Here is a 21,091-nt window from a genome sequence, read left to right on the forward strand (position 1 = left end):
CCGGACGAATTCTGTCTGGAGGGGTCCCCTCATGAAAGTCAGGCGAGGGGGCGGAAGCCCACGCGTTCGGCGTCGGCGGCGGTGCGGAACCACACCTCGGCGACCATGCGCGGGAACTGCGGCGATTCCTCGGTGCAGTAGCGCAGTGCGGTGACGCTGGCCTTCACGCCGAATTCCTCGGACGGGCGGCCACCGCCGGGCCGCGGCATCGCGGAGCCCGGGCCGAACGGACCCGGTGGCACGGTCGGATCCGCGGGTCGGGGATCGCGGGCCGGGGGCGCCGGAGGCGGCGGCTCGGCCGGTCCCGCGGCGGCCGGATTCGGCCGGACGGCCGGTTCGAACAGCGAGCCGCTGCGGCCGCCCTCGACCTCCGGAATCGGTTCGCGGCGTTCGATGGGCCGCATCGACGGCTGGATCGGCCGGGGCGGTTCGAAGCCGCCGCGAGGCGACTGCCGGGGCTGGCGTTTGGGCAGCGCGGATTCGGCCTCTTCGATCGGATCGGCTTGCGCCTCGTCCGGTTCGGGTGCGGGCGGCTCCTCGTCGAGCGCGTAGGAGGGCGGGCCGGGCTCGATGTGCGGTGTGAAGATGGACGTCTTCTCGGCTTCGCGTTCGGCGCCGGTCTCGGCTTCGGCGGGGAACTCGGCTTCGGCGGGGAACTCGGGTTCCGCGGGCGGCTCGGGCAGCGGATCCAGCCTCGCGCTCACCGAGCCGAACTCGGTGGCCGGTTCGCGCGGGGGCGGTGTTTCCCGGGGGAATTCCGGTTCGAACGTGTGCGGCGGCTCCGGTTCGTACGCACGCGGCAGCTGCGGCTCGTGCGGGAACTCCGGTTCGCGCGGCGGCTCCGGCTCGAACAGCGGCGCCCGCGTTTCCTCGGTCTCCGCCGGTGGTTCGAGGTGCGACGCCATCGCGGGCTTGGCGAAGGAGGTCGTCTCCTCCGCGTCTTCCCGCGCGTACCAGGTTTCCGGCCGTTCCTCCGATTCGGGCTCAGGCTCGGGTTCGAACGCGGGCCGCTCGGGTTCGGGTTCGGGCTCGAAGGTGCGGGTCGGCGGGTGCTCGGGCGCCCAGGTGCGCGTGGGTTCCGGTGCGAACGTCCTGGCCGGGGGCTGCTCGGCGACCGGGGCCGCGGCGGCCCGTTCGGCGTGCGCGGCCGTGAGCCTGCGTTCCAGCTCGCGGCTTCTCGCCTGCGCCGGGCGGACCAGCAGGATCCAGGTGAGCAGCACGCCCACCAAGAACGCGAGCAGACTCCACAGCCAAACCTGTCCGAACAGGTTCATATCCGCGCTGTCCTTTCCTCCTTGCCCCCGGGATTCCCTTCAGCAAGCCCCGGACGGCAAGCCCATGACGCGGCGGAGTGGCTACCTCAGTTCGTCCGCGCGACCAGGTAGTCGGCGACCGACTCGCACGCGTCGCGCGCAGGTGAGGCAGGCAGCGCCGCCAGCTCGGCTCTTGCGCGAGAAGCGTAGTCGGAAAGGGTGACCCTCGCCCGTTCGAGGCCACTGGACTCCCGCAGCAGGCCCAGCGCCTCGGTGACCAGGGCATCCTCGGTCACCGGGCCGGAGAGCAGCTCGACCAGGCGGGAATCGGTGCCGGAGTCGGCCAGCGCGTAGAGCATGGGCAGCGTGCGGACGCCTTCGCGCAGGTCGGTGCCTTGCGACTTGCCCAGTTCGTCGGACGGCGAGGCGATGTCGATGACGTCGTCGGAGATCTGGAACGCGGTGCCGATGATGTCGCCGAACCGGCACAGCGCGTCGATGTGCGCGGGGTCGGCGCCGGACATCATGCCGCCGAACCGGCCGGCGGTGGCGATCAGCGAACCGGTCTTCTGCGCGATGACCGTGAGGTAGTGGCCGACCGGGTCCTCCCCGGCCGCCGGCCCGACGGTTTCCCGCATCTGGCCGGTGACCAGCTCGCCGAAGGTCTCCGCGATGATCCGCGCGGCATCCGTGCCCAGGTCGGCGACCAGCCGGGACGCGTGCGCGAAGAGGAAGTCGCCAGTGAGGATGGCGATGGTGTTGTCCCAGCGCGCGTTCACGCTCTGCGCGCCGCGCCGCATGGTGGCCTCGTCCATCACGTCGTCGTGGTAGAGCGTGGCCAGGTGCACCAGCTCGACCGCGGCGGCCGCGGTGATCACGCTCTTCGAGTTCCCGCCGCCGAACTGCGCGGCGAGCAGCGTGAACAGCGGCCGGAACCGCTTGCCCCCGGCCTCGACCAGGTGCGACGCGGCGTCGTGCACGGCCTTGACGTCGCTGTGCACGGTCTCGCGCAGCAGGTTCTCGACGTCGTTCAGCCCGCCGGCCAGCGTCCGCAGCAGGTGCTCGTCGGCGATCTCCAGCCCGACGCTCGCGCGCAGGTCGTCGATGGCACCACCCTGAACTGACACGTCGCTCCGCCCTCTCGACACTCGGTTGCTCCCAGCGTAATGGCAAGCCACCAACCCCGGTCGGTCCACCGGCACTGGTCAGAGGTGACGAACACGACAGGGGCCGCCTGTGTGCCGGACCGGTCACCCGCGGTACGCACCCGAGGTCATCGCCCCGCCCGCAGCCGGCGAACCTGCTCCCGCAGCCAGCGGTGCGCGGGGTCGGCGGTGAGCCGGGGGTGCCACGCCTGGGACATCCACTTGACCGGCAGGTCGCCGGGGACCGAGAGCAGGCGCACCCCGCAGGCGCGGGCGGCGAACTCGCCGAAGTCGCGGTTGACCAGGCACACCAGTTCGGTGGCCAGCACCAGGTGCATCGCCGCGGTCGGGGTCGGCACCACGGCCACGACTTCCCGGGAAAGTCCTTGTGCCGCAAGGAGTTCATCGAGGGGACCGTGACTGCGGCCGCGCCGGGAGATGGCCAGGTGCGGTAGCGCGGCCAGCCGCCGCAGGGTCATCCGCCCGCGCGCGATCGGGTGCCCCGGCGCGGCGATCAGCGCGGTTCCCTCCTGCCACAACGGTTCCACCTCGATCTCCGGGCCGAGGTCGTCGATGACTCCGAGGTCGAGGTCGATCACGCCGTCCCGCAACGGCTGGACGTCTTCCTCGCCCTCGGCCAGGAACCGCAGCCGCACGTGCGGCGCCTGCGCCCGCGCGGCGGCGACCAGCCCGGGACCGAGCTGACAGATCAACGCGTCGTTGGCCCGGATGGCGAACGTGCGTTCGCACGTGGCCAGATCCACCTCGCCGGTGCGGCGCAGCACGCCCCGCGCCTGCTCGACCAGGCCGCGCACCTCCGACCGCAGTGCGATCGCCGCCGGGGTGGGCACCATGGTCCGGCCCGCGCGCACCAGGATCGGATCGCCGAGCGTCCGGCGGAGGCGGCCGAGCGCGCGTGAGGTGGCGGGTGCGGACAGGTGCAGCCGTTCGGCCGCCCCGGTGACGCTGCCCTCGGTGAGCAGCGCGTCGAGCACCACCAGCAGGTTGAGATCCACGTCGGCCACGACGCCACCCTTCGATTCCAGTTGACGCAATCCTTGGTTGCCATCATTGCACTGGACGCATGCCCGGCGCGTTCCTACCGTGGCTTCCGGAACCGCGAACTGCTCGCGTTCTTCCTTCCCCAGAAAGGCAGTCATGGATATCGCCGTGCCCGAAACCCGAACCCGGCAAGGGCCGCCGACCGCACTCATGTGCCTGTGTGTCGTGCTCGTGGTGAGCATGGTCGCCGCGATCAACCTCGCGATCCCGAGCCTGTCCGCCGACGCGCTGCACCCGTCGCATTCGACGCTGGTGTGGGTCGTCGACGCGTACGTGATCGTCTTCGCCTGCCTGCTGATCCCGGCGGGCGCGCTCGGGGATCGCCTGGGCCGCAAGGGAGCCCTGCTCACCGGACTGGCCGTTTTCGCGGCGGGCGCGCTGCTTTCCGGGGTGGCGCCGAACATCCCGCTGCTGCTGGCCGGCCGGGTGCTCTCCGGCCTGGGCGCGGCCGCGGTGATGCCCGCCACGCTCGCGATCCTGATCGGCACGGCCGACGAATCCGCCCGCCCCAAGGCCATCGCGGTCTGGGCGTCGGCCACCGGGGTCGCCGGAACGGTCGGCAACCTCGGCGGCGGCGCCCTGCTGCAGACCGGGTCCTGGCGCGCGCTGTTCCTCACCGTCGCGCCGATCGCCGTGGTGGTGCTCGGCCTCGTCGCGCTGTTCACCCCGCGCCTGCCAGGCCATCCGCGCCCGGTCGAACCGGTCAGCGCGCTGCTGTTCACCGGCGGCGTGGTGGCCCTGCTGATCGGCATCACGCTCGGACCGAGCGCGGGCTGGGCATCGGCCACCGTGCTCACCGGTTTCGCCGCGGCGGTCGTCCTGCTCACCGGCTGGGCCGCCTACGAGCTGCGCGCGGAGCACCCCATGCTCGACCCGCGCCTGTTCCGCGTCCGCACCCTGCGCGCGAACTCGTTCGCGATGGCCGCCGCGTTCCTCGGCATGTTCGGGCTCTTCTACGTCAACGGCCAGTACCTGCAGACGGTCAAGGGCTTCTCCCCGTTCCTCGCGGGCGTCGGCGTCCTGCCGGTGGCGATCCCGTTGCTGGTGCTGCCCCGGCTCATCGTCCGGCTGGCCGCGCGCCTGGGCGGCCCGCGGGTGACCGCGGCCGGTCTGGCGCTGCTCGCCGCGGGCCTGGTCTGCGTGTCCACTGTGGACTCGGCTACCGGGTACGGCTGGTACGCCGCGGGGACCCTGGTGGTCGCGTGCGGCTGTGCCCTGGTCATGCCGACCGCGTCCGCCGGGATCATGGCCGCCCTGCCGCACAGCCGCGCCGGGCTGGGTTCCGGACTGCAGGGCATGACCCGGGAACTGGGCAGTGCCCTCGGGGTGGCGATCGTCGGCACGATCCTGGGCACCGGCGAGTTCGGCGCGGTGCTGGGCACGGCGATGCTGACGCTGGCCGGGGTGGTCGCCGCCGCCGCGCTGTACCTTGTCCGCGGGGTCATCGCCGGCGGCGGATCTTGATGTCGTCCATGGCGGTGGCGCTCGAGGTGAGGTCCCGATACGGGTAACCCGCGGCCTCGAGCGCCTCCATGGCCCGCAGTTCGGCGCGGTCGCGCGCCTCGCGTTCCTCCGCCTCGCCCGGTTCGACGCGCACCACGCAGCGGAACGAGAAGGCCGCGAGGTGCTCGCCGAACGACAGCGCACCCTCCTCGGTGAACCCGAGCGGAGGGAGGCCGCCGTCCCGCAGCACGGCGAGCATGCGGGACCGGGTCTCGGCGTCGGGCCGGTCGAACTTGCCTTTTACCAGCACTCGGTACGTGCGCAGCGTGGTCATGCAGCCAAGATACAACCCTGTATCCGAATGCGAGATCGGATATCGGTCAGCTGGTGACCAGTTGGTAGCCCGCCTCGGTCACGGCCGAGGAGATCTGCTCGGTGGACAGCGGCGCGTCGCTGGTGACGACGACCCGCGAGGCGGGCAGATCGACCTCGACCTTGATGACGCCGTCGAGCTTGCGCACCTCCTCGGTCACCGAGGACACGCAGTGCCCGCAGCTCATGCCGTTGACGGTGTAGATGGCTTCGGTCATCGGTGGGGTTCGCCTCTCGGATACGGGATCGGGGTCGTCTTTCAGGTCGGCCCGCCGAGCACCGGAGTTCCCCGGACCAGCCGATCGAGTGACGTGCTCACGCGTCGACGTCCGTGCTCGCCTCCGCCTTCGCGCCCGCGTCCGCGTTGTTCTCCTGGAGATCCTTGAGCCCGGCCGCGAAACCGTCGATGCCGCCGCCGAGCGCCCCGCCGCCGACCGTGCCGATCAGCTCGCCGCCGGTCTTGCCGATGGTGGTCCCGATCGCCCCCGCGGGTCCGGCCGCCGGGCCGCCGATGGCCCCGCCGATCGCGCTCCCGGCGGCGCCGCCGATCGCGCCGCCCACCCCGCCGCCGATCTGCTTGCCCATCTCGCTCAGCGGTTTGGCGGTGCCCTTCGGGTTTCCGGCGAGTGCGCCGAGCCCGCCGTCGACCGCGCCACCGGCGGTCGCACCCCCGACATCACCGATCGCGGTGCCCACGGCGCGGCCGAACTCCTCGGCCTTCTGCTTGGCCGAATCGTCGCCGTTGTTGAGGATCGCGGTGGCCAGGCCGCCGACCGCGCTTCCCGCGAACGCGCCGAGGTTGCCGCCGATCTCCTTGCCCGCGGCCATTCCGAAGTCGCGGAAACCGTTCTCGCCCTTGGCTTCGAGCGTGTGCTTACCGGAGGACTCGGCGCTCTTCGCCTTGGCCGCGTGCTTGCCCTCGCCCTTGAGCGCGTGCTTTCCGGACGAGGACTCCTTCGCGTCGGCGCCGCTTTCGCTCTTCGCCTTGGCCTTGGGCTTGCTTTCGGCCTTTTCCGCGGACTTGTCCTTGCCCTCCTCCTTGGCCTCGCCCGCGGCCTTGCTCAGCGAGTCCGCGATCTTCTTGGCCTGCTCGAGCACCTTCCCCAGGTCCTCGCCGCCCGCACCGCCCTTGGCGTCCTGGCCCTTCGCGCCACCGGCGAGATCCGGCAACCCGCCGAGGTCGCCCAGTTCTCCGGACTCCTCGCCCGCACCGAGATCGCCCAGACCACCCAAGCCGCCGAGGTCACCCAGCCCGCCCAGCGTGTCCAAGCCGCCCAGATCACCGAGGCCACCCAGGGCGCCGAACCCGGCGAGATCGCCGAAGCCGTCCGCACCCCCGCCGCCGATGACGTTCTGCGTGGCCAGCGCGGGCACCGCCTGCGCCACCGGGTTCACGCTCGGGACCGGCGCCTCGGCCGCCATGGCCGGGGTCGCCGCCAGGGGCAACAGCAGGCTGCCGCCGGCGACCGCGCCGCCGACGGCCACCGCCAGCGGGCGGACCTTCGGCGGAACGGCGTGGCGGCCCCGGTTCTTGCTCTTACGGTGACGACCCACGGTTGTCTCCTTCTCGGCTGAAAGCGAAAGCTTCGAACGAATCGGAAATGTATGGATTCGATTCCGAGAAGAAAGTCTGCTGTGGCGCCCCTCACCGGGTAAATACCACAGCCATGGTGTTCACAATGGGTGGCAGTCCCCGGAAATCACCTGTCAGAATGCGAAACCGCCGCCACCCGCCCAGTTCAGGGCGAATGCCGGGACCACGCCGAGCAGCAGCGTGACCAGCACCCCGAGCGTGATGGCGGCCGTGGTGAACGCACCCGGCACCGAAACGGTCGGGCCGTCGGCCGCCGGTTCGGAGAAGTACATCAGCACGACCACGCGCAGGTAGAAGAACGCGGCCACCGCGCTCGCCACCAGCGCCACCACCACCAGCGGGGCCATCCCGTCCGACAAAGCCGCCGAGAACACCGCGAACTTGCCGACGAAACCGCTCGTCAACGGGATTCCGGCGAGTGCCAGCAACAGGAACGTGAACACCCCGGCCAGGACCGGCGACCGTTTCGCCAGTCCCGCCCACGCCGACAGGTGCGTCGCCTCGCCCGAGGAGTCGCGGACCAGGCTGATCACGCCGAACGCCGCGAGCGTGGTGAAACCGTAGGACAGCAGGTAGAACAGCGTGCCGGACAGGCCCTGCTCGGTCATCGCGATCGACCCGACGAGCAGGAACCCGGCGTGCGCGATCGACGAGTACGCGATCATGCGCTTGACGTCGGTCTGGGTCAGGCCGAGCACCGCGCCGATCACCATCGAGATGATCGCCACCGCCCACAGCACCCCGCGCCATTCCCAGCTCGTGGACTCGAAGCCGACGGTGAGCACGCGCAGGATCCCGCCGAACGCGGCGACCTTGGTGCAGGCCGCCATGAACGCGGTCACCGGGGTCGGCGCGCCCTGGTAGACGTCCGGGGTCCAGGTGTGAAACGGGCCCACGGATCCTTTGAACAGCAGGCCCACCACCAGCAGGCCGAGGCCCGCGAAGAGCAGCGTGTCGGAGCGGTCGGTCCCGGCGGCGGCGTTCGCGATGTCGGCCAGCTTCACCGAGTTCGCGTAGCCGTAGAGCAGCGCGAGGCCGTACAGGAAGAACGCCGAGGAGAACGCGCCGAGCAGGAAGTACTTGACCGCCGCCTCCTGGGAGAGCAGGCGGCGGCGCCGGGCCAGGCCGCACATCAGGTACAGCGGCAGGCTCAGCACTTCCAGCGCGATGAACATGGTGAGCAGGTCGTTCGCCGCGCAGAACGTCATCATCCCGCCGAGCGCGAACAGCGTCAGCGGGAACACCTCGGTCTGCATCCCGGTCGATCCGGCCTGCGCGCGGTCCTGGAACGTGCCCGGCCGGATCGCCGCCTGCGCGACGAACGCGCCCCCGGGTTCCACCGACCGGTCCGCGATCAGCAGCACCGCGCCGATCGACAGCGCGAGCAGCGTGCCCCACAGGAACAGCGCGGGCTTGTCGACCGAGATCGAGCCCTTGAGCGTGGTGAGCCCCGCCGCGGGCGCGCCGGTCAGGTAGATGACCAGCGACACTCCGGCCGCCGCGATGGCGAAGAGGCTGAGCACCACCTGGCCGGGCCAGCGCATGTGCTTGGGCAGGAACGCCTCGAACAGCACGCTCACACAGGCCGCGCCGAGGATGATCAGCACCGGCAGGATCGCCGCGTAGTCGATCTGCGGCGTGGCGATCTGCTGCGGTTGTTGCGCGAGAAGAACGTCGAGCACTTCAGTTTCCTCCCTGCACGGCGCTCAGCGTCGCCTGCACCGATGGAGTCACCGTGTCCAGGATCGGTTTCGGGTAGAAACCCAGTCCGATGATCAGCACGACCAGCGGGGCCAGGATCGCGATCTCCTTGCCGCCGAGGTCGCGGATGGCTTTCTTCGCACCGAGTTCCGGGGCGATCGCGGTGCCCGGCCCTCCCCCGGCGCCGAGCAGCGCGTCGCCGCGCACCGGCCCGGTCATGATCCGCTGGTAGAGCCACAGCACGTAGGCCGCCGCCAGCACCATGCCGACCGTGGCGAGGATCGCGTACACCGGCCGGGAGTCGAAGGATCCCAGCAGCACCAGGAACTCGCTGATGAACGAGTTCGTCCCGGGCAGGGACAAGGTGGACAGACCGGCGACGAGCAGCATGCCGCCGAGGATCGGGGTCACCTTCGCCATCCCGCCGTAGTCGGAGATCCGGGTCGACCCGCCGCGCGCCACGATCATGCCGATCACCACGATCAGCATCCCGGTCGCCAGGCTGTGGTTGAGCATGTAGGTCACCGAGCCGACCGTCGCCTGCTGGGTGAACGCGAAGATCCCCAGCGCGATGAACCCGAAGTGCGCGATCGACACGTACGCGATGAACCGCTTCATGTCCTGCTGCCCGGCGGCGAGAATCGATCCGTAAAGGACACCCGCGACGGCGAGCACCAGCACCAGCGGCGCGAGGGTCTTGCTGGCCTCGGGGAACATCGGCAGGTTGTAGCGCAGGAAGCCGAACGTGCCGACCTTGTCCAGCACGCCGACCAGCAGCACCGCGACGCCGATCGGCGCCTGCGAGGCCGCGTCCGGCAGCCAGGTGTGCAGCGGCACCAGCGGCGCCTTGATCGCGAACGCGAGGAAGAACCCGAGGAACAGCCAGATCTGCGTCCCGGTCGGCGCGTCGTGCACGACCCGCACCAGGGTGGCCCAGTCGAACGTGCCCTTGCCCAGTTCGTCCGACGCCATCGAGTAGGCGCCGATCGCCGAGGCCAGCATGATCAGGCCGCCGAGGAACGAGTACAGGAAGAACTTGACCGCCGCGTACTGCCGGTTCGCGCCGCCGTAGCCGCCGATCAGGAAGTACATCGGGATCAGCATGATCTCGAACAGCACGTAGAACAGGAACACGTCGGTCGCCGCGAAGACCGCGACGGTGATCGCCTCCTGCACCAGGATCAGCGACAGGAACCCGCCCGCGCTGCGCCCGGCGGGCAGCTTGTCGGTGACGCCGAGCGTGCCGACCACGATCGGCACCAGCAGCGCGATCACCGCGATCATGATCAGCGCGATGCCGTCGATGCCGAACGAGATGTGGATGCCGAATCCGGGGATCCAGTCCATTGAGGACACCTGCTGCAACCGGTCGCCGCTGGGGCGGTAGCTCGCCCACAGCGGGATGATCAGCAGCAGCTCCAGCACCGAGAAGCCGAGCGCGACCAGCGTCGCCAGCCGGTCGTTCCGCCGGAGCCCGGCGAGCACGACCGCGCCGACGAGCGGCAGCAGGATGACGGCCAACAACCAAGTCATGAGAACCTCACCAGCAGGAGTGCCGCGACGAGCACGAACGACCCGGCGAGCATGGACAGCGCGTAGGAGCGGACGAATCCGGTCTGCATCCGGCGCAACCGCCCGGATCCGCCGCCGAGCGCCGCGGCCAGCCCGTTCACCGCGCCGTCCACGCCCCGGTTGTCCACATAGACCAGTGCGCGGGCGAGCCAGGTGCCCGGCCGGGCGACCAGCGTCTCGTTCAGCGTGTTGCCGTACAGATCCTTGCGGGCCGCCTTGACCACCGCGGACACCCGTTCCGGCCGTTCGACCGGAACGTCCCGGCGGCCCACGACCAGCCACGCGACGAGCACGCCCAGCAGGGACAGCGCGATGGTCAGGTACGGGATCAGCGCGTGCGGCAACACGGTGTGCTCGGCCTCGGCGAGTTCCCCGAGCGACGGGGTGAGCCACCCGGAAAGCCGGTCGCCGAGTGCGAAGAACGCGCCCGCCCCGATCGAACCGATCGCCAGGACGATCATCGGCACGGTCATCACCGGTGGCGACTCGTGCGGGTGGAACTCCCGGCCGTCGCTGGACTTGATCTCCTTCCAGCGCGCCTTGCCGAAGAACGTCATCAGCACCAGGCGGGTCATGTAGAACGCGGTCAGCGCCGCGCCGAGCATGGCCGCGCCGCCGAACACCCAGCCGCGCCAGCCTTCCTGACCGAACGCGGCCTCGATGATCGCGTCCTTGGAGAAGAAGCCCGAGAACGGCGGGATGCCGATCAGCGCGAGGTAGCCGAGGCCGAAGGTGACGAACGTGATCGGCATCTTCCGCCACAGCCCGCCGAACTTGCGCATGTCGACCTCGTCGTTCATGCCGTGCATGACCGAACCGGCGCCGAGGAACAGGCCGGCCTTGAAGAAGCCGTGCGTGAGCAGATGCATGATGCCGAGCGCGTAGCCCACCGGCCCGAGCCCGACCGCGAGCATCATGTACCCGATCTGGCTGACCGTGGAGTACGCGAGCACCTTCTTGATGTCGTCGTAGGCGCAGCCGATGATGCACCCGATCAGCAGGGTCACCGCGCCGACCAGGGTGACGACCAGGCGGCCGTCCGCGGTCTCGTTGAAGATCGGGTTCGCCCGGGCCACCAGGTAGACCCCGGCGGTGACCATGGTCGCGGCGTGGATCAGCGCGGAGACCGGGGTCGGGCCCTCCATCGCGTCCGGGAGCCAGGCCTGCAGCGGGAACTGGCCGGACTTGCCGCACGCCCCGAGCAGGAGCAGCAACGCGATCGCGGTGATCACGCCCGGCGACTGGCCGCCGATTCCGGCGAAGACCTCGGTGTAGCCGGTGCTGCCGATGTACTTCCACATCAGGAAGATCGCCAGCGCCAGCCCGACGTCGCCGACCCGGTTCATCAGGAACGCCTTCTTCGCCGCGGTCGCCGCGGACGGGCGGTCGGTGTACCAGCCGATCAGCAGGTACGAGGCGAGGCCGACGCCCTCCCAGCCGAGGTACAGCGTCACGAAGCTGTTGCCCAGCACCAGGATCAGCATCGCCGCGACGAACAGGTTCAGGTAACCGAAGAACCGCCTGCGGTCGGCGTCCTCGGCCATGTAGCCGATCGAGTAGAAGTGGATCAGCGCGCCGACCCCGGTGATCAGCAGGACGAAGGTGACCGAGAGCGGATCGATCCGCAGCCCGAAGTCGACCTGCAGCGCGTCCACCGGGATCCAGGAGAACAGCTTGGTGTCGCTGACCCGCTCCAGCTCGCCCTTACCGGTGGTGGTGAAGAACAGCAGCAGTCCGTACACGAAGGACGCCGTCACGGTCGCACAGCCGAGGAGGTGGCCCCAGCGGTTCGTCCGCTTCCCGCCGACCAGCAGGATGAGCGCGCCGAGGGCAGGGAAGGCCACCAGCAGCCACGATGATGCGGTCACTATCGCCCCTCTAGTACTTCAGCAGGTTCGTGTCGTCGACCGAGGCCGAGCGGCGGGTGCGGAAGATGGACATGATGATCGCCAGGCCGACCACGACCTCGGCGGCCGCGACGACCATCACGAAGAACGCCATCACCTGGCCGTCCAGCCCGCCGTTGATCCGGGAGAACGTGACCAGCGTGAGGTTCACCGCGTTGAGCATCAGCTCGATGCACATGAACACCACGATCGCGTTGCGGCGCACCAGAACGCCGACCGCGCCGATGGAGAACAGCAGCGCCGACAACAACAGGTAATAAGTCGGGGTCACTTCTTCTCCCCCTCGCCTTCTCCGCCGACCAAAGCGTGCGCGTCCGGTTTCGGTTCCTGACCGGCCACCGCCTTGCGTTCGGCTTCCAGCTGGGCGGTCGGGGTGGACTCGATGATCGCGGACAGCGATTCGGGTGCGATCGAACCGTCCGGCAGCAGCGCCGGGGTGGACACCGAATGCGAGGTGGCGAACACGCCCGGACCGGGCTTCGGCGACGGCCGCTCGTACTCGCCGCGGAACCGCGCCTCGACCAGTTCGCGCTGCGACCGCTTGCCGCCCTTACCATGCCGGTCGGTGAACGCCAGCACCATCGCGCCCATCGCCGCGGTGATCAGCAGCGCCGAGGTCAGCTCGAACGGGAACAGGTAGTCGGTGAAGATCAACTTGCCGAGCCCGCCCGCGCCCTGCTGCGGCAGCGGCTGCGCCGGGACGACGTCGGTCAGCGAACGGGTGAGCGCCCCGGCGATCAGCCCGGCGATGCCGATGCCGAGCAGCGCCGCCGCGAGCCGTTGCCCGCGCAGCACCTCGACCACCGAGTCCGAGGATTCCCGCCCGACCATCATCAGCACGAACAGGAACAGCATCATGATCGCGCCGGTGTACACGATGATCTGGGTGAACCCGAGGAACGGCGCGCTCTGGATCATGTACAGCGCGCCGAGCGAGAGCATGGTGAGCACCAGCCACAGCGCCGAATGCACCGCGTTGCGCGCGAAGATCATGCCCAGCGCCCCGGCCAGCGCGACCGGCGCGAGGACCCAGAACGCGATCGCCTCGCCGGTCGAGACCGTGGCCTCGAGGGCGGGCGCCTGGGCGAGCAGAGCGATCATTTGACCGCCTCGGCTTCCTGCTGCCCTTGCTGCCGGGCCAGCTGTGCTGATTCGCTCTCAGCGGTAAAGCGTGCTTCGAGCTGCGGCCCGTTCACGTAGTAGTCCTGCTCGTTGTCTCCCAGCCGCATCGGATGCGGCGGCTGCTCCATCCCGGGCAGCAGCGGGGCCAGCAGGTCCTCCTTGGTGTAGATCAACCGCTGCCGGTCGTCGTCGGCCAGCTCGTAGAAGTTGATCATCGTCAGGGAACGGGTCGGGCAGGCCTCGACGCACAACCCGCAGCCGATGCAGCGCAGGTAGTTGATCTGGTAGTCCGCGCCGTACCGCTCACCGGGCGAGTACCGCGCCTCTTCGGTGTTGTCCCCACCCTCGACGAAGATCGCGTCCGCCGGGCAGGCCCACGCGCACAGCTCGCAGCCGACGCACTTCTCCAGCCCGTCCGGATGCCGGTTGAGCTGGTGCCGCCCGTGGTAGCGGGGCGCGGCGGGTGCGCCGATCTCCGGGTACTCCTCGGTCGCCACCTTCTTGAACATCATCCCGAAGGTGACCCCGAAACCCTTGATGGGATCAAACATCCCCATCGGACTGCTCCTTCCCTGCACCGACCGCGGCCGGTTGAGCCTTCTGCGAAGCGCGCACCTTGCGGCGGCCCTTCTTCGGCGCGTTGCGATCGGGCACCTGCGGCACCTTGAGGTCCAGCGGCGGCACCGGGAACCCACCGCCGGTGATCGGCACGCGGTCGTCGTCGATCGGGACCCGCTTGTCCGGCAGCAGCAGCGACAGCAGCACGATCACCACGAGCACGATGCCGCCGCCGACCAGGATCTGGGTGGTGGACAGCCCGCCGGAGTTCTTGATCGCCCGGATCGTGACGACCACCAGGATCCACACCAGGTTGATCGGGACCAGGACCTTCCAGCCCAGCTTCATGAACTGGTCGTACCGGAACCGCGGCAGCGTGCCGCGCAGCCAGATGAACCCGAACAGCAGCAGGAACGTCTTGGCGAAGAACCAGATGATCGGCAGCCAGCCCTGGTTCAGCGGGGAGTCCAGCCCGACGAACGGGAACATCCAGCCGCCGAGGAACATCGTGGTCGCGAACGCCGAGACGATCACCATGTTCACGTACTCGGCGAGGAAGAACATCGCGAACTTCATCGAGCTGTACTCGGTGTGGAACCCGCCCACCAGCTCGGATTCCGCCTCGGGCAGGTCGAACGGGGCCCGGTTGGTCTCGCCGACCATGGAGATCACGTAGATCACGAAACTCGGGAGCAGCAGGTAGAAGTACCAGCCGCCCTGCTGCGAGTTGACGATGTCCCCGGTGGACAGCGATTGCGCGTAGAGGATCACCGCGACGATCGACAGGCCCATCGCGATCTCGTAGGAGATCACCTGCGCCGCCGACCGCAGCCCGCCGAGCAGCGGGTACGGCGAACCGGACGACCACCCGGCCAGCACGATCCCGTACACCCCGACCGAGGAGCAGGCCAGGATCACCAGCGCGCCGACCGGCAGGTCGACCAGCTGCAGCACGGTCCGCTCGCCGAAGATCGACACCTCGGGGCCGAACGGGATCGCCGCGAGCGCGATCAGCGCGGGCACCGCGGACAGCACCGGCGCCAGGAAGTACACCTTCCGGTCGGCGGTGTCCGGGATGACCTGTTCCTTGAACGGCAGCTTGATCGCGTCCGCCAGGGACTGCAGGTAACCGCCCGGGCCGACCCGGTTGGGGCCGGGCCGGTTCTGCATCCGGCCGACCGCCTTGCGCTCCCACACGATCAGGAAGATCGTCAGGATCGGGCCGATCAGCAGGATCACCACGGCCTTGATCAGGACGAGCCAGACCGGGTCGTCCGCGAGCAGCTGCGCCCGCGTCAACTGTTCCGGCGCCTGAGCCAGGAACGGACTCATTGTTCCCCTCCGCTGATCGACACCAGAGCCCCATGACCGACGCCGAGTTCGCGTCGGACGCGGGAACCGTCGGAGTTGCCCGGCAGCCAGACCACCCCGTCCGGCAGGTCCGCGACCTCCAGCGGCAGCGTGATCGAGCCGCGTTCGGTGGACACCGTCACCTTCGAGCCGAGGCCCTGCGCGGTCGAGGCGGACAGCCGCGCCACCGCGGGCCGGGCCGTCCCGGCCAGGTGCGGCTCCTCCTCCTGCAGCGAACCGTTGTCCAGCAACTGCCGCCAGGTCGCCAGCACCACCAGGCCGTCCCAGGGTTCCGGCGAGGGCCCGATCGGCACGTCCGGCGCGGCGCCGTCGCGTTTCGCGGTGGCCAGCCGGGCGAAGTCCCCGGCCGCCGCGGCGGGCGTCTGGGTGAACAGGTCCGCGTCCATCTCCACGGCGAGGGTGTCCAGCACGCGGCAGTCCGGCAGCGCGCCGGTGCCTTCCAGGGTCACGTCGAACTCGCGGCGGCGGCCCTCCCAGTTGAGGTAGCTGCCCGCCTTCTCGACCGCCGGGGCGATCGGCAGCACCACGTCCGCGTGCTCGGTGACCGCGCTCGCCCGCAGTTCGAGGCTCACCACGAAACCGGCCTGCGCCAAGGCTTTCCGGGCCGCCTCGGGATCGGCGAGGTCATCCGGGTCGACTCCGCCGACGACCAGCGCGTCCAGTTCCCCGGCCGCCGCGGCGGCGAGGATGCCGTCCGTGTCGCGCCCCGGTTCCGCGGGCAGCGTCCCGGCCGCCAGGCCCCAGGCGCTTTCCACCTCGGCGCGCGCGGCCTCGTCGGTGACCGCGCGGCCACCGGGCAGCAGGGCCGGGAGCGCCCCGGCCTCCAGCGCGCCCCGCTCGCCCGCGCGCCGCGGGATCCAGGCCAGCCGGGCTCCGGTGCGCGCGGACAGCCGGTGCAGCGCGGTGAACAGGCCCGGGATCTCGGCCGCCCGCTCGCCGACGAGGACCACCGCGCCCTCGCCGGCGAGCGCCTCGTCGAGGTCCTTGGCGTGCTGCGCGATTCCTTCCACCGCGGCCGCTTCCGCGCCGGGCACGCAGGCCAGCAGTTCCCCGGAGGTCTTGCGCACCGAGGAGGTGGTCCACTGTCCCAAGTGGACAACCCTGGTGCCGTTCTTCCGCGCCGCCTTGCGCAGCCGGAGGAACACGATCGGCGCCTCGTCCTCGGGTTCGAAGGCCACGCACAGCACGGTCTTCGCCCGCTCCAGCTCGGCGAAGGTGACCCCGTCCGCCGGGGTCGTGCCCGCCACGTGCGAGGCGAGGAAGTCCAGTTCCTCGGCCGAATGCGGCCGGGCCCGGAAGTCGATGTCGTTGGTGCGCAACGCGATCCGCGCGAACTTCGCGTACGCGTAGGCGTCCTCGACGGTCAACCGGCCACCGGGCAGCACCGCGGCGCCCTTGCCGTCCCGCGCCTTCGCGAGCCCCTCGGCCGCGACCCGCAGCGCCTGCGTCCACGGGGCCTCTGCCAGCTCACCGGTTTCCGCGTCGCGCACCAGCGGGCGCCGCAGCCGGTCCGCCGCGGTCGTGTACCGGAACGCGAAGCGGCCCTTGTCGCAGATCCACTCCTCGTTGACCTCCGGGTCGTTCCCGGCGAGTTTGCGCATCACCTTGCCGCGCCGGAAGTCGGTGCGCTCGGCGCAACCGGACGAGCAGTGCTCGCACACGCTCGGCGAGGACACCAGGTCGAACGGGCGGGACCGGAACCGGTACGCGGCGCTGGTCAGCGCGCCCACCGGGCAGATCTGGATGGTGTTGCCGGAGAAGTAGCTCTGGAACGGCTGCCCACTGGTCGTGCGCGAGGCCATGTCCAGTACGTCGGCCGTTTCCGCGGTGCCGATCTGCTGGTGCGCGCCGCGCTCGAGCAGCTCGATGAACGGGTCGCCGGCGATCTGCGCGGAGAACCGGGTGCAGCGCTGGCACAGCACGCACCGCTCGCGGTCGAGCAGGATCTGGCTGGAGATCGGCAGCGGTTTCGGGAACGTGCGCTTGGTGTCGACGAACCGCGAATCCGCGCGCCCGTGCGCCATCGCCTGGTTCTGCAGCGGGCATTCGCCGCCCTTGTCGCAGATCGGGCAGTCCAGCGGGTGGTTGATCAGCAGCAGCTCCATCACGCCCTGCTGCGCCTTGTCGGCGACCGGCGAGGTGAGCTGCGTCTTGACGACCATGCCGTCGGCGACCGTCATCGTGCAGGACGCCTGCGGTTTGGGCATCGGGCGGCCGTTCATCTCGACCTCGACCAGGCACTGGCGGCAGGCCCCGGCCGGATCGAGCAGCGGGTGGTCGCAGAACCGCGGGATCACCGTGCCGAGCCGTTCCGCGGTGCGGATGAGCAGTTCGCCCTTCGGCGCGATGACCTCTTCGCCGTCGATGGTCAGCTTGACGTACCCCTCGGGGACCGGGGTCTCCTCGGTAGCGGGCTTGTCGGGCGCGATCGTCATGCCTGCGCTCCCACCAGTTCGGGCTGGGCCTTCTTGTTCTTCTCACACAACGCCAGGAACTCGTCCCGGAAGTACTTGATACCGCTGGTGATCGGGCTGACCGCGCCGTCGCCGAGCGCGCAGAACGAGCGGCCGAGGATGTTGTCGCAGACGTCGAGCAGGGTGTCGATGTCCTCCTCGGTGCCCTTGCCCTCGACCATCCGCTCCAGGATCTGGGCCAGCCAGTAGGTTCCCTCGCGGCACGGCGTGCACTTGCCGCAGGACTCGTGCTCGTAGAACTGGGTCCACTTCATCACCGCCCACGGCACCGACACGGTCTCGTTGAACACCTGGACCGCGGTGGTGCCGAGCATCGACCCGGCCTCCGCGGCGCCCTCGAAGTCCAGCGGGATGTCCAGGTGCTCGGCGGTGAACATCGGCGTCGACGATCCGCCGGGCGTCCAGAACTTCAGCGGGATGCCGTCCTTCATGCCACCGCACAGCTCGAGCAGCTCGCGCAGCGTGGTGCCCAGCGGCGCCTCGTACTGGCCCGGTTTCTCGACGTGCCCGGAGATCGAGAAGATCTTCGGGCCCGGCGACTTCTCCCGGCCCATCTGGCGGAACCAGTCGGCGCCGCCGTTGACGATGAACGGCGCGCTGGCGATGGTCTCCACGTTGTTCACCGTGGTCGGCTTGGCGTAGAGCCCGGCGGCCGCGGGGAACGGCGGCTTCAGGCGCGGCTGGCCGCGGCGGCCTTCCAGCGAGTCGAGCAGCGCGGTTTCCTCGCCGCAGATGTACGCGCCCGCCCCGGCGTGCACGGTGATCTTCAGGTCGAAGCCGGAGCCGAGGATGTTCTCCCCGAGGTATCCGGCCTGTTCGGCCTCGCGCACCGCCGCGTTGAGGCGGCGGATGCAGTGCAGCGCCTCCCCGCGCACGTAGATGAAGCAGTGGTGCGACCGCATCGCGTACGAGGCGATGATGCAGCCCTCGATGAGCGAATGCGGGTCCGCCATCATCAGCGGGATGTCCTTGCAGGTGCCCGGTTCGCCCTCGTCGGCGTTGATCACCAGGTAGTGCGGCTTGTCCTCGTTGGGCGGCATGAACGACCACTTCACCCCGGCCGGGAACCCCGCGCCGCCACGGCCGCGCAGGCCCGAGTCCTTGACGAGCTGGACGAGTTGCTCCGGCGTTCCGGCCAGCGCCTTGCGGACCGCGGTGTAGCCCTCGAGCTGTTCGTAGGTGGACAGCCGCCAGGAGTTCGGCGACAGCCAGCGTTTCGTGAGTACCGGCGTCAGCGGATCTGCCATTACTTCTTCTCCACTTCCGGCAGCGGGACGTCCGTCATCACCGGCGCGGTCCAGCCGCGCTCCTGGGCGATCTGGGCGCCCCGCAGCGTTTCCACCGCCTGCGAAGGACCGTCCACATGGGACCGGTAGGTCTCCTCGTCCTCCGGGAAGAACCCGGCGAGCTGCAGTTCGGCGCCCTTGAAGTCGGTCAGCGGCGCGCCCCGCGTCGGCGCGGGTTTCTTCCCGGCCCGCAGGGCGTCGACCAGGGCGACCGCCTTCTCCGGCGTCTGGTTGTCGAAGTACTCGTAGTTGACCTGCAGCACCGGCGCGAGGTCGCAGGCCGCCAGGCATTCGGCGTGCTCGATGGTGAGCGAGCCCGGCTCCCCGGGCGTGCCCACGGTTTCCTCGTGCCCCAGCGGTTTCCCGTCCTCGCCCAGGTGCTCCTGCAACTTCCGGTAGATGGCGTCCCCGCCGAGCGCCGCGCACAGGGTGTTCGTGCAGACGCTGACCAGGTGCTCGCCGCAGGGACGCCGCTTGTACATGGTGTAGAACGTGGCGACCGCGCTGACCTCGGCGTCGGACAGGTCCAGCTGCCGCGCGCAGAAGGCGATCCCCTCCTGGCTCACGTACCCCTGCACCGACTGCACCAGGTGCAGCATCGGCAGCAGCGCCGACCGCGACTCCGGGTACCGCCCGGCCAGGTCCTGCGCCTTCGCCACCACGTCCGGCCCGAACGGATCGTCCAAAGCGGACTCTTCGAGGATGCCTTCGGCGTGCTCCGGCTCCGGCGCGATCGCCACCACGTCGGTGTCCGCACCGGCCGCGGCGAAGGTCCGCTCGGCCTGGTCCGCGCCCGGACGCGGCGTTTCGGATGCGGCGGTCATCGGTCCACTCCCCCCATCACCGGGTCGATCGAGGCGATCGCCGCGATCACGTCCGCCACCAGGCCACCCTCGGCCATGGCGGGCATCGACTGCAGGTTCACGAAACTCGGTTCCCGCACGTGGCAGCGCACGGGCCGGGTGCCACCGTCGGAGACCATGTGGAAGCCGAGCTCCCCGCGCGGCGATTCGACCGGCACGTACACCTGCCCCGGCGGCACCTTGAAGCCCTCGGTGACCAGCTTGAAGTGGTGGATCAGGGATTCCATCGACTGGCCCATGATCTTGCGCACGTGCTCGAGCGAGTTGCCCATCCCGTCGCTGCCGATGGACAGCTGCGCGGGCCACGCGATCTTCTTGTCCTCCACCATGACCGGGCCCGGTTCGAGCTTCTTCAGCACCTGCCGGATGATCCGCAGGCTCTGGTGCATCTCCTCGACCCGGATCAGGTACCGCGCCCAGCAGTCCGCCTCGGTGGCGGTGGGGATGTCGAACTCGAACTCGTCGTAGAGAGAGTACGGCTCCACCTTGCGCAGGTCCCACGGCAGGCCCGCGGACCGCAGCACCGGACCGGTCACGCCGAGCGCGAGGCAGGCGTCCACCGGCAGGTAGCCGACGCCCTTGAGCCGGTTGCGCCAGATCGGCTGGCCGGTGAACAGCTTGTCGTACAGCGGAAGCCGCTCGTCCATCACCTTCACGAACTCGGAGACCTTCTGGTGGAAGTCCTCCGGCATGTCCTGCGCGAGCCCGCCGGGCCGGATGAACGCGTGGTTCATCCGCAGGCCGGTCAGGTGCTCCAGCAGGTGCAGCACCTCTTCGCGTTCGCGGAAGCCGAGGGTCATCGCGGTGGTCGCGCCCAGCTCCATCCCGCCGGTGGCGATGTAGACCAGGTGCGAGCCGATCCGGTTGATCTCCAGCAGCAGCACGCGCAGCAGCTGGGCCCGCCGGGGCACCTCGACGCCGAGCAGCTTCTCCACCGCGAGGCAGTAGCCCATCTCGTTGGCCAGCGGCGCCAGGTAGTCCATCCGCGTCACGAAGGTGACGCCCTGGGTCCAGGTCCGGTACTCCAGGTTCTTCTCGATCCCGGTGTGCAGGTAGCCGATCACCGACCGGAGCTGGGTGACCGTCTCGCCCTCCATCTCCAGCACGAGCCGGAGCACGCCGTGCGTCGACGGGTGCTGCGGGCCCATGTTGATGACCATGCGCTCGTCGTGCACCGCGTCGGAGAGCACGTCGTCCCAGTCGCCGCCGCTGACCGAGTAGATCGGCCCCTCGGTGGTCTCGCGCACCTGCGCGTAGTCGGCGGCGCCGGTGCTGTCCGAACCGGCGGCCGTGGTGTCGGTGCCGGTGGTGACGTCGGCGATGTGGTCGCTGGCTGCGCCCATTGCGCCTCCAGCGGTGGTGCGTGCT

The 21,091-nt window shown here is 70.0% G+C and carries 18 protein-coding genes; 1 reads left to right on the forward strand and 17 read right to left on the reverse strand.

Features of this window, described 5'->3' with window-relative positions:
- Positions 1 to 38: 38 nt before the first annotated feature.
- From FXO23_RS05915 to FXO23_RS05925, 3 genes are all read right to left on the reverse strand, one after another.
- Entirely contained in the window at positions 39 to 1,274 is a 1,236-nt protein-coding gene (locus FXO23_RS05915) for a sunset domain-containing protein (RefSeq protein WP_158881517.1), read from the reverse strand.
- An 86-nt stretch (positions 1,275 to 1,360) separates the two neighbouring features.
- A complete protein-coding gene (locus tag FXO23_RS05920) occupies positions 1,361 to 2,380 on the reverse strand; it encodes a polyprenyl synthetase family protein (RefSeq protein WP_158881519.1) in 1,020 nt (339 codons plus the stop codon).
- A 146-nt stretch (positions 2,381 to 2,526) separates the two neighbouring features.
- Positions 2,527 to 3,423 carry a LysR family transcriptional regulator gene (locus FXO23_RS05925; RefSeq protein ID WP_218951899.1) on the reverse strand — a complete coding sequence of 299 codons (897 nt, stop codon included), beginning with the start codon at positions 3,421 to 3,423 and terminating at the stop codon, positions 2,527 to 2,529.
- 145 nt (positions 3,424 to 3,568) lie between these two features.
- Here FXO23_RS05925 and FXO23_RS05930 point away from each other — a divergent pair, with 145 nt between their 5' ends.
- A complete protein-coding gene (locus FXO23_RS05930) occupies positions 3,569 to 4,924 on the forward strand; it encodes an MFS transporter (protein WP_218951900.1) in 1,356 nt (451 codons plus the stop codon).
- Here FXO23_RS05930 and FXO23_RS05935 read toward each other — a convergent pair.
- From FXO23_RS05935 to FXO23_RS06000, 14 genes are all read right to left on the reverse strand, one after another.
- Positions 4,902 to 5,237, reverse strand: a complete 336-nt coding sequence (locus FXO23_RS05935; RefSeq protein ID WP_246256946.1) for a DUF6204 family protein — start codon at positions 5,235 to 5,237, stop codon at positions 4,902 to 4,904. The genes FXO23_RS05930 and FXO23_RS05935 overlap by 23 nt on opposite strands.
- Before the next feature lie 46 nt (positions 5,238 to 5,283).
- Positions 5,284 to 5,493: a heavy-metal-associated domain-containing protein gene (locus FXO23_RS05940; RefSeq protein ID WP_158881525.1), complete on the reverse strand. Its 210-nt coding sequence runs from the start codon at positions 5,491 to 5,493 to the stop codon at positions 5,284 to 5,286.
- A 97-nt stretch (positions 5,494 to 5,590) separates the two neighbouring features.
- Entirely contained in the window at positions 5,591 to 6,829 is a 1,239-nt protein-coding gene (locus FXO23_RS05945) for a hypothetical protein (RefSeq protein WP_158881527.1), read from the reverse strand.
- A 153-nt stretch (positions 6,830 to 6,982) separates the two neighbouring features.
- Complete coding sequence (nuoN, locus tag FXO23_RS05950; RefSeq protein ID WP_158881529.1) at positions 6,983 to 8,551, reverse strand: NADH-quinone oxidoreductase subunit NuoN; 1,569 nt, start codon at positions 8,549 to 8,551, stop codon at positions 6,983 to 6,985.
- A 1-nt stretch (position 8,552) separates the two neighbouring features.
- A complete protein-coding gene (locus FXO23_RS05955; RefSeq protein ID WP_158881531.1) occupies positions 8,553 to 10,103 on the reverse strand; it encodes an NADH-quinone oxidoreductase subunit M in 1,551 nt (516 codons plus the stop codon).
- The gene (gene nuoL, locus FXO23_RS05960) at positions 10,100 to 12,010 is read right to left on the reverse strand and encodes an NADH-quinone oxidoreductase subunit L (RefSeq protein ID WP_158881533.1); all 1,911 of its coding nucleotides are present in this window, start codon (positions 12,008 to 12,010) and stop codon (positions 10,100 to 10,102) included. Before nuoL ends, FXO23_RS05955 begins: the two co-directional genes overlap by 4 nt.
- A gap of 10 nt (positions 12,011 to 12,020) precedes the next feature.
- Positions 12,021 to 12,320: an NADH-quinone oxidoreductase subunit NuoK gene (nuoK, locus tag FXO23_RS05965; protein WP_158881535.1), complete on the reverse strand. Its 300-nt coding sequence runs from the start codon at positions 12,318 to 12,320 to the stop codon at positions 12,021 to 12,023.
- Positions 12,317 to 13,150: an NADH-quinone oxidoreductase subunit J gene (locus FXO23_RS05970; protein WP_158881537.1), complete on the reverse strand. Its 834-nt coding sequence runs from the start codon at positions 13,148 to 13,150 to the stop codon at positions 12,317 to 12,319. The genes nuoK and FXO23_RS05970 overlap by 4 nt, the downstream gene beginning before the upstream one ends.
- Positions 13,147 to 13,728, reverse strand: a complete 582-nt coding sequence (gene nuoI / locus FXO23_RS05975) for an NADH-quinone oxidoreductase subunit NuoI (protein WP_158881539.1) — start codon at positions 13,726 to 13,728, stop codon at positions 13,147 to 13,149. Before nuoI ends, FXO23_RS05970 begins: the two co-directional genes overlap by 4 nt.
- Positions 13,715 to 15,061, reverse strand: coding sequence for an NADH-quinone oxidoreductase subunit NuoH (nuoH, locus tag FXO23_RS05980; RefSeq protein ID WP_158881541.1), 1,347 nt, complete (start codon positions 15,059 to 15,061; stop codon positions 13,715 to 13,717). Before nuoH ends, nuoI begins: the two co-directional genes overlap by 14 nt.
- Complete coding sequence (locus FXO23_RS05985; protein WP_158881543.1) at positions 15,058 to 17,535, reverse strand: NADH-quinone oxidoreductase subunit G; 2,478 nt, start codon at positions 17,533 to 17,535, stop codon at positions 15,058 to 15,060. The genes nuoH and FXO23_RS05985 overlap by 4 nt, the downstream gene beginning before the upstream one ends.
- A complete protein-coding gene (gene nuoF / locus FXO23_RS05990) occupies positions 17,532 to 18,821 on the reverse strand; it encodes an NADH-quinone oxidoreductase subunit NuoF (RefSeq protein ID WP_158881545.1) in 1,290 nt (429 codons plus the stop codon). The genes FXO23_RS05985 and nuoF overlap by 4 nt, the downstream gene beginning before the upstream one ends.
- Positions 18,821 to 19,684, reverse strand: a complete 864-nt coding sequence (gene nuoE / locus FXO23_RS05995; protein ID WP_158881547.1) for an NADH-quinone oxidoreductase subunit NuoE — start codon at positions 19,682 to 19,684, stop codon at positions 18,821 to 18,823. Before nuoE ends, nuoF begins: the two co-directional genes overlap by 1 nt.
- On the reverse strand, positions 19,681 to 21,066 hold the full coding sequence (locus FXO23_RS06000; protein ID WP_158881549.1) for an NADH-quinone oxidoreductase subunit D: 1,386 nt from the start codon (positions 21,064 to 21,066) through the stop codon (positions 19,681 to 19,683). Before FXO23_RS06000 ends, nuoE begins: the two co-directional genes overlap by 4 nt.
- Positions 21,067 to 21,091 lie beyond the last annotated feature (25 nt).

The organism is Amycolatopsis anabasis (assembly GCF_009765355.1).
Lineage (GTDB): Bacteria > Actinomycetota > Actinomycetes > Mycobacteriales > Pseudonocardiaceae > Amycolatopsis > Amycolatopsis anabasis.

Excerpts from the sequence above, each read along its gene's own strand:
- FXO23_RS05915 (WP_158881517.1), bottom strand. The coding sequence starts at position 1,274 with ATGAACCTGTTCGGACAGGTTTGGCTGTGGAGTCTGCTCGCGTTCTTG.
- FXO23_RS05935 (WP_246256946.1), bottom strand. The coding sequence starts at position 5,237 with ATGACCACGCTGCGCACGTACCGAGTGCTGGTAAAAGGCAAGTTCGAC.
- FXO23_RS05940 (WP_158881525.1), bottom strand. The coding sequence starts at position 5,493 with ATGACCGAAGCCATCTACACCGTCAACGGCATGAGCTGCGGGCACTGC.
- FXO23_RS05955 (WP_158881531.1), bottom strand. The coding sequence starts at position 10,103 with ATGACTTGGTTGTTGGCCGTCATCCTGCTGCCGCTCGTCGGCGCGGTC.
- FXO23_RS05970 (WP_158881537.1), bottom strand. The coding sequence starts at position 13,150 with ATGATCGCTCTGCTCGCCCAGGCGCCCGCCCTCGAGGCCACGGTCTCG.
- nuoI (WP_158881539.1), bottom strand. The coding sequence starts at position 13,728 with ATGGGGATGTTTGATCCCATCAAGGGTTTCGGGGTCACCTTCGGGATG.
- nuoH (WP_158881541.1), bottom strand. The coding sequence starts at position 15,061 with ATGAGTCCGTTCCTGGCTCAGGCGCCGGAACAGTTGACGCGGGCGCAG.
- FXO23_RS05985 (WP_158881543.1), bottom strand. The coding sequence starts at position 17,535 with ATGACGATCGCGCCCGACAAGCCCGCTACCGAGGAGACCCCGGTCCCC.
- nuoF (WP_158881545.1), bottom strand. The coding sequence starts at position 18,821 with ATGGCAGATCCGCTGACGCCGGTACTCACGAAACGCTGGCTGTCGCCG.
- nuoE (WP_158881547.1), bottom strand. The coding sequence starts at position 19,684 with ATGACCGCCGCATCCGAAACGCCGCGTCCGGGCGCGGACCAGGCCGAG.
- FXO23_RS06000 (WP_158881549.1), bottom strand. The coding sequence starts at position 21,066 with ATGGGCGCAGCCAGCGACCACATCGCCGACGTCACCACCGGCACCGAC.